11 protein-coding genes are annotated in these 14,426 nt (G+C 42.5%); 7 read left to right on the plus strand and 4 right to left on the minus strand.

Translation table 11 applies throughout. The features are described from left to right. Positions 1 to 84: 84 nt before the first annotated feature. The 5 genes from I6E61_RS09165 to yfaE all read left to right on the plus strand — a co-directional run bounded on the left by I6E61_RS09165 (position 85) and on the right by yfaE (position 3,438). Positions 85 to 522, plus strand: coding sequence for a hypothetical protein (locus I6E61_RS09165; protein WP_197133541.1), 438 nt, complete (start codon positions 85 to 87; stop codon positions 520 to 522). Positions 523 to 598: 76 nt separating this feature from the next. Then, entirely contained in the window at positions 599 to 1,432 is an 834-nt protein-coding gene (locus tag I6E61_RS09170; protein WP_197133544.1) for a hypothetical protein, read from the plus strand. A gap of 50 nt (positions 1,433 to 1,482) precedes the next feature. After that, positions 1,483 to 1,851: a hypothetical protein gene (locus I6E61_RS09175; RefSeq protein ID WP_197133547.1), complete on the plus strand. Its 369-nt coding sequence runs from the start codon at positions 1,483 to 1,485 to the stop codon at positions 1,849 to 1,851. Positions 1,852 to 1,918: 67 nt separating this feature from the next. Next, on the plus strand, positions 1,919 to 3,052 hold the full coding sequence (nrdB, locus tag I6E61_RS09180; protein ID WP_110922984.1) for a class Ia ribonucleoside-diphosphate reductase subunit beta: 1,134 nt from the start codon (positions 1,919 to 1,921) through the stop codon (positions 3,050 to 3,052). A gap of 119 nt (positions 3,053 to 3,171) precedes the next feature. Further along, positions 3,172 to 3,438 carry a class I ribonucleotide reductase maintenance protein YfaE gene (gene yfaE, locus I6E61_RS09185; protein ID WP_197133550.1) on the plus strand — a complete coding sequence of 89 codons (267 nt, stop codon included), beginning with the start codon at positions 3,172 to 3,174 and terminating at the stop codon, positions 3,436 to 3,438. 100 nt (positions 3,439 to 3,538) lie between these two features. Here the strand turns inward: yfaE and I6E61_RS09190 are convergent, their stop codons facing one another. Beyond that, on the minus strand, positions 3,539 to 4,858 hold the full coding sequence (locus I6E61_RS09190; RefSeq protein WP_197133553.1) for a S1C family serine protease: 1,320 nt from the start codon (positions 4,856 to 4,858) through the stop codon (positions 3,539 to 3,541). A 308-nt stretch (positions 4,859 to 5,166) separates the two neighbouring features. On the opposite strand from I6E61_RS09190, the gene I6E61_RS09195 reads away from it, so the two are divergent. Together I6E61_RS09195 and I6E61_RS09200 are read left to right on the plus strand one after the other, a co-directional pair. Next, positions 5,167 to 5,991 carry a Nif3-like dinuclear metal center hexameric protein gene (locus tag I6E61_RS09195; RefSeq protein ID WP_197133570.1) on the plus strand — a complete coding sequence of 275 codons (825 nt, stop codon included), beginning with the start codon at positions 5,167 to 5,169 and terminating at the stop codon, positions 5,989 to 5,991. Positions 5,992 to 7,001: 1,010 nt separating this feature from the next. Next, complete coding sequence (locus I6E61_RS09200; protein WP_197133579.1) at positions 7,002 to 8,210, plus strand: transglycosylase SLT domain-containing protein; 1,209 nt, start codon at positions 7,002 to 7,004, stop codon at positions 8,208 to 8,210. A 162-nt stretch (positions 8,211 to 8,372) separates the two neighbouring features. Here I6E61_RS09200 and I6E61_RS09205 read toward each other — a convergent pair whose 3' ends face one another. The 3 genes from I6E61_RS09205 to I6E61_RS09215 all read right to left on the minus strand — a co-directional run bounded on the left by I6E61_RS09205 (position 8,373) and on the right by I6E61_RS09215 (position 14,223). Next, positions 8,373 to 11,354, minus strand: coding sequence for a LysM peptidoglycan-binding domain-containing protein (locus I6E61_RS09205; protein ID WP_197133581.1), 2,982 nt, complete (start codon positions 11,352 to 11,354; stop codon positions 8,373 to 8,375). A 557-nt stretch (positions 11,355 to 11,911) separates the two neighbouring features. Then, complete coding sequence (locus I6E61_RS09210) at positions 11,912 to 12,406, minus strand: hypothetical protein (RefSeq protein ID WP_197133583.1); 495 nt, start codon at positions 12,404 to 12,406, stop codon at positions 11,912 to 11,914. A 536-nt stretch (positions 12,407 to 12,942) separates the two neighbouring features. Continuing rightward, the gene (locus I6E61_RS09215) at positions 12,943 to 14,223 is read right to left on the minus strand and encodes a hemolysin family protein (protein ID WP_197133954.1); all 1,281 of its coding nucleotides are present in this window, start codon (positions 14,221 to 14,223) and stop codon (positions 12,943 to 12,945) included. Positions 14,224 to 14,426: the final 203 nt, after the last annotated feature.

Consider the following 14,426-nt stretch of genomic DNA (forward strand, 5'->3'; position numbering starts at 1 on the left):
TAGGTTAAGGTGGGTTGGAGATCGTAACGCGCCAGCCATAACGCCAATAGCAAACCAATACTGAAATTTATACAAGAATATATTATGCCTAGAATGAAGCCTTCTTTAGAACAATACTCACTGATGCTTTGCGCCCTATTCTGGACAACCATCACTGTGTTATATGTATTTGGTATATCAGGAGGGCTGGTAGGCATTATTTCTATCGGTATAGCGCTATTGATCTCTCACTTATTTTACATGCAACAAAACCGATTGATGACAGCACATGAACAGCTTGTATTTGCTCGAAAAAGCATATGTAACATTATTACTTTTTCTTGGGTACCGTTAGTCCTCATTTACTTCTTTTATCTGGATGAGGACAAACAAGCGCTATTCATATCTCTCTTTCACCCAAAAGTCTTACCCACCGCTTTTGTCAGTATAGGCATCGTTTCACTGGTGGCCTTTTTGGGAATTTGGGTAACCACCAAGGGTTATACGTATTTATTAAAACGAGACATAGAGAAAAAAGCATAGCAAGTAAATATAATAGGTTCTCCTAGTGCGTATCCTCATTTTAGAAATGCTGAGCACATTATCAAGGATAAATTCCATGAAAATTTTTAATATCTCAGTACTGCTATCAGCGCTATTGTTAGCGACTAGCAGTTATGCTGAAACTACAAGTAAGGAAGATGTAGAAGTAAATACACGTGACCAATGTGGCTACTATTACAGAGAGGCACTGAGCCATCCTGTTATTAAACGTGATGCTGCCGTGACTATAGATAAAGAAGCTGCTGACTACATTCAACTCAAACATCGGTTCGCTGATGAATATATTATGAATGCTGATATCGGTGACTTCAGACCGACGGGTGGTGACTATAGTTTTGAAGATAATAACCAAATGCTACAAGCTTTATCAATGGGTGACATTATATCGCAAAGCACTGCTGTAAAAGAATTAATAAGCTTATTTGGCTATTATTACTTAGGCGAATACGTGCCAAAGGATGACTATCAGGCCATCGCTTACTTAGAAAAGCTAGTTGAGTATTATAAACAAGACCGCCCAGAGTATGTTGACGAGCTGATACTAGGTGTGGCTATGTCCTTGAATGGCGGGATCAGCAAAGCCAATCCGCTTTGGGGAAATGACGATCCGACTCAGGTATTTAATTTACTCATAAAAGCAGGGTCAATCGACACAGAAGCTATGATGATTGATGAGGACTTTGACAGCTCAGATGCTGATTGTGTCAAAAACATGCTACCTAAGATTGAAGCGCTGGCTAACCAAGGCAGTCGCTTGGCCATTCATAGGCTAGCAAAGCATTATAAAAATTTGAGCTCTGAAGGCATGGAAGTAAATAACGAGAAGATGATGTATTGGCAACAAAAAGCTGAAGAAAATCCCCTAATAGGCATCAAATGGTCCATTTAATTTAGGGCATATCATTGAAACACACAAACAATAAAAACAACGGAGGTCATGTGCAATATACCGCAATCATCAAAGACGGTGGTTTGTTTATCCCAAACGTATTTTCAGACCTAAACGATGGTGGCTCGCATATCGTACAAGTCGAGGTTGATATTGCAGAGGTGCGTCAGCAGTTAGGTGTAAACGTCGCACAAAAGGCAGCCGTCACCAAAAAAACCTTGGCAAAAGCAGCCAAAAAACCAGCATCAAGACCGGCTAAAAAAGACTTGAAAACAGCAGCGGAAGATGATGTGAGCACCCTACGCAAAAGCGCACTTGATGAATTAGAAGCACTCGATGATAGTGAGCTGAGCGAAATATTCAAAGCCTATATGAACGATGGACAAGAGTCGTCACAGATATCGTTAGAAAACTTGTAATACAATCAAATGAAAGCCAGTCACAACTATATAAATCAATAACCGTATCAATTATAAAGGCAGTCTCATGACCTACTCGATTTTTTCACAGACACCAAACAATGCGCTAAAAGAGCCGATGTTCTTTGGTAATCCAGTCAACGTAGCACGCTATGACCAACAAAAGCATCCCATCTTTGAGCAATTAATCGAAAAGCAACTGTCGTTCTTTTGGCGTCCAGAAGAAGTCGATGTGTCAAAAGACCGTATGGACTTTGGCAACCTGTCTTCGCATGAGCAGCATATATTTTTGAGTAACCTCAAATACCAGACCCTACTCGATTCTATCCAAGGTCGTAGCCCAAACGTGGTGCTATTGCCATTGGTTTCGATTCCTGAGCTTGAGACGTGGATTGAGACATGGTCATTCTCTGAGACCATTCACTCACGCAGTTATACTCATATCATTCGTAATATCGTCAATGATCCAAATATTATCTTTGATGACATCATGCAAAACGAGCACATCTTAGAGCGCGCCTCTGACATTGCTCAGTATTACGATGACCTGTACCGCAACTCGCAGCTATATAGCTTGTACGGCGCTGGTACGCACAACGTCAACGGCGAGGAAGTGACTGTCGATTTGCGATCACTGAAAAAGCAGATGTATCTGTGTATCGTCGCAGTCAACGTCTTAGAAGCCATTCGCTTCTATGTATCATTTGCCTGCTCGTTTGCCTTTGCCGAGCGTAAGCTGATGGAAGGTAATGCCAAAATCATCAAGCTCATCGCTCGTGATGAAGCACTGCATTTGACTGGTACGCAGCATATGCTTAATCTCATGCGCAATGGTCGTGACGATCCTGAAATGGTCGAGATTGCTGCAGAGTGTTATGAAGAAAGCATCGAAATCTTCCGCAAGGCTGCCGAGCAAGAAAAAGAATGGGCAGGTTACCTGTTCAAAGATGGCTCGATGATTGGTCTGAATAAAGACATTCTGTGCCAATATATCGAATTCATCACCAACTTGCGTATGGAAGCGGTTGGCTTGCCAGCCGTGTTCCCGAACTCGAAATCAAACCCGATTCCATGGATCAATACTTGGTTGTCGTCTGACAATGTGCAAGTGGCCCCGCAAGAGACAGAGATCAGCTCTTACTTGGTTGGTCAGATTGACTCAGACTTATCAGACAGCGACTTTGATGACTTTGAACTGTAATAGTTTTACGCTTTAATAGTACTTTAGGCGTCAACATTACTTTAGGCGTTAACAGTGTTTTACATTTCGATGGCGGTAGGATATAGCAGCAAGATATTCAAATCCAAATAGGATGAATTATGACGTGGGTAATGACCAGTAAGCAGCAGTTCTACTTGCATGACGATGAGAGTCTGCTCGATGGACTGCTGCGCACCGGACATGAGGTTAATTATCAATGCCGCGAGGGCTATTGTGGGAGTTGCCGAGTCAAACGTATCGCCAGCTCACATACGGTCGACTATCCATTTGCGCCACTCGCCATGATTGACGAGGATGAGATATTGCCCTGCTGTTGCCGTGTGCAAGGCGTTATCCATATCAATCATGAGCCTATCGTAAAGTAAAGAAAAACAAATAAAAAGCGCGCTATCTTACGTAGATAGCGCGCTTTTTTTATACTAATACCTCATTGCTATGCGAGGTGACGAGAGATGTGAAAGGCAACTACTGAGGAGCCCCATCATTTTCAAACAGTTTTAGCAGCTCTTCACGCATACGGTCGCGCTCTGCTTCTGACATCATTGGAACGTTTTGCTGTTCGCTTTGGAGATCAGGTTGAGCAAAGCTCTCAGCTTGCACAGAAGCAGGAAGCGCAACAGCCTCTTGCTCTGGACGTACTTCTAGCGAGATGGTGACTTGCTTATTACTACCATTACGCAATATCTGTGCATCAAGCTGTGTATCAGGAGACTTGCGAGCGACATATTGAATCAACGTGTTGGCATCCGTCATCTCAATACCATCAATGGTCAAGATAATATCACCCACGCGTAGACCACTCTTTGCAGCTGGGCTGTTGTCAATGACGTTTAGCACTTCTACGCCAGTCGACGTTTCTAACTGCGTTGGATCACGTAACTGTGATTGTATCTCGATACCCAACCAACCTCGACTGACCTTACCATCTTTAATCAAGGCATTCATAACCTGCTCTACGATAGAGGTAGGAATAGCAAAGCCGATACCGAGAGAGCCACCAGATTGTGAAAAAATCACAGTATTGATACCGACCAACTCACCGCGAGCATCTACCAGCGCACCACCTGAGTTACCAGGATTGATCGCAGCATCCGTCTGAATAAAGTCTTCAAACTTATTCACACCCAATCCGGTACGACCTGTCGCTGAGATGATACCTTGGGTCACAGTCTGACCCACACCGAACGGATTACCAATCGCTAAGGCTAAATCACCCACACGAATAGGATCTTCGCGGAATCCTAACGGCGTCAATCCTGTCATATCGACTTTAATCACGGCCAAATCACTGTCTGGATCGGTACCCACCACTCTAGCGCGGCTCTTACGACCATCATTAAAGGCAACCGTAATCTCATCGGCTTTTTCGACGACATGGGCATTGGTCACGATATAGCCATCTTCTGACACAATCACACCAGAGCCTAAGTTGGTATTGCCTTGCTCTGCTGATTGGCCACCATGATACTCAAAAAACCGGCGCAGCACAGGGTCATCCATATAAGGATGCTCTGCTACGGTCTGTGTGGTATAGATATTGACGACCGACTGTGAGGCACGAGCGACCGCATTATGGTAAGAGGAGATAGGTGCTGGCGTATCTGCAACAGGTTCTGACGCTTGCTGCTCGGCAGGGGTGGTTCTCGGCGGCTCCCACTTAGCCTCTGACGTCGATTTCATACTCGTAAACAACCAGATAAACGCTGCCAGCACTAGCAGTAATAAGACCCAAGGTAACCATTTTAATAAAGAAGTCTTGTTATTGGTGTTCCGGGATGACGACATATACAACCTCTATAAATTTAATACAAAAAATGATGATAAATAATGAATGACCGCTGCCGCTGGTTTGATTCTTCTTATTTAATACTAAAACCAGTCTTGATGCCACGCTCTAATGAGACGCTATCAATCAGTACAGCTCACGCCTACAAATTATAACCGCCAACCATACCAAATGGTAACGTATCGTGTACCATTTCAGTTAGTAGCTTTGTCTACTCTTTTACAACGCCATGTTAAAATGGTCATTATAAAAAACTATGGATTATTTGCAATCACTTGACAGATTGTGACAACGATAAGGGCATACCATGACGGCTATCGACACTTCGACAGAATCAACCAACACTCCCATAACCGTAGAGGCACTAACGCAGTTTTGTGACGACTATTTGTCAGCCAACGCATTTAAAGACTATGCACCCAATGGCTTACAAGTAGATGGTGGACGACCTATCCAGCGCATCGTCACGGGTGTGACTGCTTGTGAAGCGTTGATTGATGCTGCTATCGCTGATAATGCCAATGCCATTATGGTACATCATGGTTACTTCTGGAAAGGCGAACCTGCCACCATCACAGGTATGAAAGGTCGACGTATTCGCAAATTGATGCAACATAGCATCTCTATGATTGGCTATCACTTACCGCTAGATGCCCATCCTGTCGTTGGCAATAATACCATGCTCGCTGAGATACTAGATCTGACCATCACTGGGCCACTCTATCCTGCTGAATCTCACCCAGTTGGCAATATTACCACTTGTATACCGCAAAGCGCCGATGATCTCATCACAAAGATTACTCAAGCGTTAGGACGCACGCCACTACATATCGCAGCTGAGTATCATAAAGACTCATCTTCTAAAACAAGTAATAGGCTGATAGAACGTGTCGGTATCTGCACAGGTGGCGCACAAGATATGATCGAACAGGCCGCGTTGATGGGCTGTGATGCCTTTATATCTGGTGAAATCTCTGAGCGCACTACCCACATCGCACGTGAGCTTGGAATTGATTACTTTGCCTGCGGACATCACGCAACAGAACGTGGCGGCATTCAAGCATTGGGTAAGATAGTATTTCAAGAGTTTGGCGTGCCTGTGACCTTTATCGATATCGACAACCCTGCTTAAAACCTCAGTTTGAAACCTATTGAAACATAAGTTATTATCTATAAATTCATAGTTATTTGTAGGAATTGAAAGGTGAAGCGATTATTTCAATTCTCACAATCAATGTTTTTACCTTAATTAATGCACCAAAAAGGATGCCTTTTCTGACCGTCTGTAGCCCTATTGTTAAGTTTTATCGCTAATTTCTTAACCATACTTGAATAATTGGATAAATATCCGCATATTCTTACTTGAAGAAAGAACGTCTTGTCATGAGACTTCCCATTTATTACAGCTTCCGGTTATGGCGCTTAAATGATGGTAAATATCTAAAACCTCATTGTTCTATATCATAAATGAGCAGATATGGCTCAGCCAAAATACATTTTTATGGCTGACTACTCCTGAATTTTAGTGTTGCAATAATGCTTTAGCGATACCTGATTGATAGCTTATGTTGATAGATATTCTATTCACTATCAAACAGAATTATCCGCTGACCTTTACTGCTGAACAAAATATTTGAGCTGTTATTTACTCTACTACAAACCATTTAAAGAGTAGATAGCGACTGATTTAACGTAAAAAAGTTGGATACTAAGATTTATTGGTACTCCTTCTATTTTTGCGTTTTTGTTTCAATAACTTATTTCATGACCTTACCTATGTTTAATATATAGTTGTTTTGGTATTAGCCTTATCTGTTCACCGTTGAAGGAATCATTTGATTTATACCCTTCTCGGTGTTGTGCGTTTTTGTGATTTAGATTGATGCGTTAATAGTAATATTTTAGTTCCGAACGTATATGCTAACAGATAATTAGCTAGTAAAAGACGATACCGCTCCTGCTAATAAAGCAGCTATTGGCAGTATTGTTACTAAAGGCACTGTTATTAAACCGGTAACCTCACGCTTATACTATTAAGAAGTGTGAGATTATCTGAATGTGACATCGATGTATGCCTCTATTATTGGTATACACCCATGAACATCTTACGGTAAGCAGGATGGCTAAAATCAGGAGACATCCATGCAGCGTATTACTTATCGTGTAAAAGTATCTGCGCAAGGGGCCAAACGCCGTATTTCTTATTTACTGCGTCCATCTAAACGCCTACTGAACACTAAAAGTAACATCGTTTCATCCGTTACCCCAATGACATCCGCGCGTTTTGCCAAAACAAAAAAATTGGTGCAGCTGTCTAGTATTGCCCTTCTCTCTTTACCTGCTGAGAGTTTGACTATCATGGGTTCGCCAGTGCCAGCCTATGACAATGTCATGCTACAGAACACTTTAACCATTGCTGCTGTCCCAGGCGACAGCACTTATTTTGCAACTGATGGCTTTCAACATGGCTTCGGCTTTGACTTGGTACGTACTTATGCTGACGAGCTAGGCGTCGATGTCAATCTAAAAGCTTATGCCAACGAAGAAGCGGCACTAAAAGCGCTAAGATCAGGCGAAGCAGATATGGCGCTGACAACGGCCAGTACTAAGCTAAAGAGCAGCTTTAATCTGTCATCGATTAACGTGAGCTGTGGCTATGATGCCAGCTTGACTAAAAATGGCTTACATCCAAAGGTCAGTTGGACGTTTAACTCGTCTAATGACCCGCTATCAGAAAAAGCCAGTTACTTTTTATGTGACAGTATCAAGCTGCAGAATACGCAAAAGCTCGCGGCGTTCTATAATCAAAACTTGCTAAAAGATGCCTATAGTCAGGATCATTTCCAAAAGACGCTAACTGAAAAGTTACCAGACTATCAGTCTTCGTTTGAAGAGCAGGCACGCAACTATAATCACGATTGGGAACTGTTGGTAGCCATGGGCTATCAAGAGTCACATCTGGATGCGGATGCAGTGTCGCCAACTGGTGTACGTGGTCTAATGATGCTGACCAATAACACAGCTAAAGCAATGGGCGTATCAGATCGTGTTGATCCATACCAAAGTATCGGTGGCGGTGCACGTTATCTAGAGCAAATGAAAGATGACTTCGCCGATGTACCAAAATCTGATCGCATTTGGTTCGCGCTGGCGGGTTATAATATGGGACCTAATGCGGTAAAAAGCATTCAGCGCACCTTACAAGCGCAAGGTATCAATGATAAAAGTTGGGCCAATGTCTATGCATACCTTGCTGAAAACAGAGCGTCTAATAGTCGCTACGGTCAAGCAATGCATTATGTGAGTAATATCAGAAGCTACCTTGAGACTATCAAGACGCAAACGGTCTAGTTATCTCTGCTCGCTTAGACAACCATACAAACCTTGCAATAAAAAAGCTGCTCTTATAATAAGAGCAGCTTTTTTGTGGCTTAAAATCTACTTTCAAACAACTTACTTTCAAGCGACACACTTTCAAGATGCTTGTGCTTATTTTTAACCATAAGCCATTGCTTAGCGATTAGGAACTGTCAAACGCTGACCACGCTGTAGCATAGTATCTGCTGCGATATCATTCATATCTGCCAGCTCTTGTGTAGATACGCCGTATTTACGTGCTAGGCCAATCAAACTGTCTCCCGACCCGACCGTGTAGCTTACTGTAGCTTTTGGTACTTTGAGTGTCTGTCCACGCTGTAACTGTGCATTGGTCGCTATATTGTTTGTCGCAGCCAAGTCCTCTACCGAAACACCAAATTGACGAGCCAAGGCAATCAGACCATCACCTGATTTTACTTTATAGCTTTCTGTATTACTCAGTGTCTTGCCACTGCTGCTCGCGGTGCTAGTGCTACTACTCGTAGTGCTACTGCTTTGACTACTAGACGCACTGGCGACACTACCACTGGCAGGAATAGTAATAGTGCGACCGAGTATGAGATTAGAGTTAGTATTCAAATTATTCGCTGAGGCCAAATCACTTAAACCAATATTGTAACGCTTGGCTACACCTGTCAAGGTATCACCTGACTTTACTTTATAGCTAACAGCTTTATCATTTAGCTGACGATCAACCAACTCTTTAGAAGCGGGTACTTTGATAGTTTGGCCGCGTTGTAAGCGAGCTTTTGCATCGAAGTTACTGTTTACCGCAGCAAGATCTGCGGCACTAACGCCAAGGTCATTAGCAATCCCGATTAAGGTTTCACCAGATTTAACTTTATAGTTAGTAGTCGCCACTGAGCTTGAGCTACTTTGGCTATTAGAGCTGCTGCTAGTGCTAGTAGAGGCTGAGCTAAAATCAACGCTCGCTGGCACTTTGAGCGTTTGACCAACATACAATGAGCTTGTGGTACTCATACCGTTAAGACTGGCCAAAGTATCAGTCGGCACGTTGAATTGACGCGACAATGCAATCAAGCCATCACCTGCTTTTACTTTGTAGTTTTTGGTCGCAGTGCTTGATTTGGACGGTTTGGTAGAAGGCGCTGCAGATGTGGTTGCAGGTGCAGTCACTTTACCTGGTATCAGCCATAGTTTTTGACCTCTACGTAGATCAGAACGGCTGCTCAGATTATTATAGGTTGCGAGCTGAGTGACTGATAAACCAAAGCGATTGGCCGTACCAATCAGCGTATCACCACTTTGTACGGTATAACTTTCTGGTTGACTGTCTGCTGTACTACTCGCACTGCTTATTGGCTCGATACTTTTTGCATTGTATAGATACAAAGTGCTACCCGATAGCAAACTAGCACTAGCATCTATTTGGTTCCATTCTGCAATATCACGCCAGCTTACACCTGCACGACTGGCAATGTTAGATAACGTATCACCACGTTTGACGGTATAAGTGGTACGTGTGCCTTGTGGTTTTGGTTTACTTGCCGACGTCTGTGCAAAACTCAGCTTTTTCTCTGTACCACTGGCTTCTAGAATCGATTGCTGCGTTTGAACTGCTGATAGATTGATATTACCATCAGCATTGATGACGTTGGTTTCCGATGTACTACTACGGATTTGATTGGCAATGAAATCACGCTCTGCATTGCTTAGCGGTGGCTCTTGGACAATCGTATTGTTCTGTGTGATCTGCGCAGAGGTCGTTGGTAGACTATTACTGCTCTTGAGCTCAGCATTGATTTTATTGGTCTCTGCGGCGCTTAATGGTGGCTCAGTACGTGATGGCGTATTACCATATGAAGAACTGCTGGTTGGTGTGACTGACGGCGAGATATAACTGGTCGTCTGCTGTGGCACACTCGCGCTAGCCGCATAATCAGCCAACGCACTGCCTGTAGATGGCAATGAAGAACCACTATACGGCTTATTGTTATAGCTTGGCGTAGTCGTCGTAATTGGCGTGTTTGCTGCTGCCAGTACATTACCAGTACCGTTACCTCTTAATGTGCTCAATTTGGCATCAGTCGTTAGGCTGACATCATTAGGAATAATAACGCGCTGCGGACCTGAAGAATCAACTCGTCCAGAGGTAAGTGCTGTATTCAACTTTTCTAGCTCGTCGTAAGTCACACCTGTCAATTGTGCTACTTCAGATAAGCTGACACCATAATTCACTGGCACACTACGAAAATGCTGACGGTTAGCAATGGCTGGTAGGTATACGCCATACTGTTCAGGCTTAGCGACGATTTCGGCCACTGCTAAGAATCGTGGCACATAGTTCATTGTTTCAGTAGGCAGTCTGAGTGACCAGTAGTCCGTAGGTAGACCTTGAGCTCTATTGGCATCAATGGCTTTTTGAATACGGCCAGGCCCAGCATTGTAAGCGGCCAATGCCAATTCCCAACTGCCAAACTGGTTATGTAGCGCGGTCAAGAAATCATAAGCAGCACGAGTCGATTCGATAACATCACGGCGACCATCATATGTACTGCTTTGGTTCAGACCATAAATACGACCAGTACTTGGAATGAACTGCCACAAACCTGCGGCGGCGGCACTACTGGTACCACTTGGATCGTAGGAGCTCTCAATTACTGGTAATAATGCAAGCTCAGTTGGAATATTGCGGCGCTCAGCTTCTCTTACCGTATGATAAATATAACGACTGGCACGCGCAGTTAGACGGTTTAAATAATCCTGTCTACTGGTAAACCAGCTCTTTTGGCCTTCAATACGCTGATTGTAAGTCGGTTGGCCACCATTCATACGATAACCAGCACGCAGACGATTCCACAAATCACCATATTGCTGAATAGCAAGCTGATTGCCCTCTACCATTGTCATGTCAGAGGCTTCTAATAAATCTGCCAACTCGTCCAGACTATCCGCATCTAGATACGCAGTTGAGTAATCAGTACTCGTGGCGGCAGTTTGATTGGCAGCAGGCTTAGTAATAACCGATGAGCTATTAGTCGCACCATTGTTTTTTACCGTCGACGTATTGCTACACGCACTGATAAGCAAAGTCGAGACTGCAAGCGTTAATGGCAACGCGATAAATGAGCGAGAGGTTGATAGCACAGTAGACATGATATTGAGAGTTTCCTAACGACAAGAAGTGATGAGATAGAATTGCTTGATAGTATAATATGCAATATAAAGCAAAGACCAGTTAATATAAAAAGATAATAGTCATAAGTTGAGTCGACATCTACATTGTTCTACTAAGGCGATGAATTATTCGTTCATGCAAACATTTAACATCATAAGATATTAGCAGGACTCAATAGACAATGACTGTCTTTTTAATAGATAGTGACTGTTTAATAGATAATGACTGTCTTTTTGAATAAAGTCAGTTTTTGAATAAGCCGATTCAATATCAAGTTAATGACTAAACGGTTCATATAGCGTGCAATCAATGCTCAATTGCTAGAGCATGTTCTTAATTTTAGAATGCGCTCTAGGGCGTGTCCTCATTTTAGAAACGGTGATAAAAATGAGATAAATTGCAGTCAAACAAGTAAAACAGCGCAGATAATATCGAGATATTATTCAGCTATTTGACACCGTTTGGCAAAATTTAACCATTTTTAACCCATTTAGATTACCATCAATTGAATTGAGGACACACCCTAATAAGCCGGCTAGTTAATCGTTATTTGTGATACCGCACGTAGCAGTACTGCATTGCCAGTTGATAGCGTCAAAGTCACTCTCGATGTAGTGACGAATGAGACCATTTGACCATCTTTTACCCAGCTTTCACTGGTAGTAACATTGGCTTTGGCTTGCTCACCCGTAATGACAATGTTGTCTACGGAGATGTCATAACGATAGTTAGAGGTGTCATTCCAACTGTTTTGTAGCAGTTTCAAATAAGCATCTTTGTCCAAGCTAGTAGACTTGCCCTTTCTAGACAACGAAATCAGCGCATCATCAGAGACGAGACGAGCAACCTGACTGACATTTCGGCTATTTGCTGATGACTTCATTGCTGAGGCGTAATTTTGCACCAACGCTTCGGTCATGGTCGCTGCTTGCGCACTGATACTTACGGTACTTGCAATAGCTACCACAGTAGCCACGCCTGCGCCTTTGATTAATAGCGCCAAAAGCCCTTTTCCCCATAATCGTTTCATGATAATCCTTAGCAATACAGTTTCCGTTGTCGTCATATATTGATGACTAACGTGTTTCTATCATTTGATTCAACATATCGCTCAGCTACGCAATAGTAAACTAAGCAAATGCTGTTGGCTCTCATGCTTTGATTTGATAGTGATACTTTTTAGATAATGATATTTTTTAAATAATGATACTTCTTAGCTAACGAGACTTTTACATCGTAATAATCTTTAGCTAGATAGTAATACCTTTCAATAACTGTTTTTATCATCACGATATTTCTAATAGTCGCGATAGCGTTGTTGTATCATAGAGTGAGACTATCATTCAATTCTCACAGCTATGTGACACGCTGTGTAATTATTGCGAATATAAATACAGGCAAAGTGATCATCGTTAGCATACCGGTAGCATCATACTCTACACTTTTGTAATAAGTGTGCAAGTAGGCAGAAGTGAAGACTGAGTCATACTCTTCAAACTACGCTTCAGTCTTCATTTCAGCTTTAACCTGCTACCTGTCAATCGATACTAATCTGACAACGTTAACTTAGAGCCTAGTGTCTGTACTATTATTATCATAACGCTCATCATCACTGAGTTTCATACCCAAACGCTCTACTCTTCTGTCCATCATTTGTCGAGCCAGTGCCTGCATGTCTTCAACGCGATCTATCTCATCCACAATCTCTAGACCCAATAAGGTCTCAAACACGTCTTCTAAAGTGACCAGACCTTTAACTTCACCATATTCACCGACAGTAATCGCGATATGAATACGGTTCTTTAGCATGAGCTCTAATAAATCAAACAGTTTCATTTTAGAGAATACAAAAGTAATTTCACGTTTGAACTGAGTCAGTGGCTTATCTACAGCGTGATTCACTTTTGCTAACAACATATCTGTTTTTAATACAAAGCCAGTGACATTATCTAAGTCACCATCATAAATTGGTAATCGTGAGAACGTCAGCTTTGGGCGATCAACCAATAATTCGGCGACTGTTTTATTTTCCTCAAACGCGAGCATTACCGAACGCGGCGTCATAATATCTTCAACTTTAATGGCACCAAATGCCAGTAAGTTACGAATAATACGTGATTCTAAAGGATCAATTTGCCCTGACTCTTCACCAATACTCGCAAGTGCCGCAAACTCACGACGGCTAAACGCTTGAGGTTCTTTGCCACGCACCAGTAATTTTGTCAAACGCTCTGAGACCCAAATGAGTGGGTATAACAGCAAGATAATACCGCGGACAAAATAAGCGACGATACCACTCAACTGACGCCAATATACCGTACCTAACGTCTTTGGAATAATCTCAGATAAGAATAAAATAGCCAATGTCATGATGGCAGAGAACAGACCAAACCATGCGCTGCCAAAAACAATCGTCGCTTGAGCACCAGCACCGATAGAACCCAATGTATGAGCGACTGTATTCAATGTCAAAATAGCTGCCAACGACTGGTCGATATTATCAACCTTTAACCGTCTAAGCATATTTGCTTTTTTTGGATTGGTTTCTTGGACGTCAGCGATATAGGAGGGTGTCATGCTGAGTAATGCGGATTCTGCCAAGGAACAAACAAACGAGATACCAATGGCAACAACCACAAAGAATATCAATAATAAAATATTGATAGCTGTAGGATCTGCTGAAGCATCAGCAGCAAATGCTGGGTAAGGTAGTAGCATTGCGAGTAACGCTAATAGCCCAAAAACAGGCTTCACACTTCTAAGACGTGCAAAACAGTGCAGCGTCGGAGGAGGTTTAGCTGACGCTTCTTTATAAGCGCGCGGACGACATAAACGAGGTACAAACATAAAAGTGGTGAACAAGTTGGGTAACCTAAACAGAAAAGAGAAAAAGGAATTTTAAGCAAACAGCAGCAGATATAGAAAGCAGATAGTAGTACCAAATTAAAAGTACATAGTGGTATCTGCTAACACTTTCTAGATAGCTACTTAAAGCTAACTTCATACTGCATAGTAGGCTTAATGACATTCCAATAAATAGTGGGCTAAAT

This window comes from Psychrobacter sp. NZS113, from assembly GCF_015864825.1.
In the GTDB taxonomy this organism is placed as follows: domain Bacteria; phylum Pseudomonadota; class Gammaproteobacteria; order Pseudomonadales; family Moraxellaceae; genus Psychrobacter.

Bases quoted from the DNA above. Each gene is read 5' to 3' on its own strand.
- I6E61_RS09165 (WP_197133541.1), top strand. From the start codon at position 85: ATGCCTAGAATGAAGCCTTCTTTAGAACAATACTCACTGATGCTTTGC.
- I6E61_RS09170 (WP_197133544.1), top strand. From the start codon at position 599: ATGAAAATTTTTAATATCTCAGTACTGCTATCAGCGCTATTGTTAGCG.
- nrdB (WP_110922984.1), top strand. From the start codon at position 1,919: ATGACCTACTCGATTTTTTCACAGACACCAAACAATGCGCTAAAAGAG.
- yfaE (WP_197133550.1), top strand. From the start codon at position 3,172: ATGACGTGGGTAATGACCAGTAAGCAGCAGTTCTACTTGCATGACGAT.
- I6E61_RS09190 (WP_197133553.1), bottom strand. From the start codon at position 4,858: ATGTCGTCATCCCGGAACACCAATAACAAGACTTCTTTATTAAAATGG.
- I6E61_RS09195 (WP_197133570.1), top strand. From the start codon at position 5,167: ATGACGGCTATCGACACTTCGACAGAATCAACCAACACTCCCATAACC.
- I6E61_RS09200 (WP_197133579.1), top strand. From the start codon at position 7,002: ATGCAGCGTATTACTTATCGTGTAAAAGTATCTGCGCAAGGGGCCAAA.
- I6E61_RS09205 (WP_197133581.1), bottom strand. From the start codon at position 11,354: ATGTCTACTGTGCTATCAACCTCTCGCTCATTTATCGCGTTGCCATTA.
- I6E61_RS09210 (WP_197133583.1), bottom strand. From the start codon at position 12,406: ATGAAACGATTATGGGGAAAAGGGCTTTTGGCGCTATTAATCAAAGGC.
- I6E61_RS09215 (WP_197133954.1), bottom strand. From the start codon at position 14,223: ATGTTTGTACCTCGTTTATGTCGTCCGCGCGCTTATAAAGAAGCGTCA.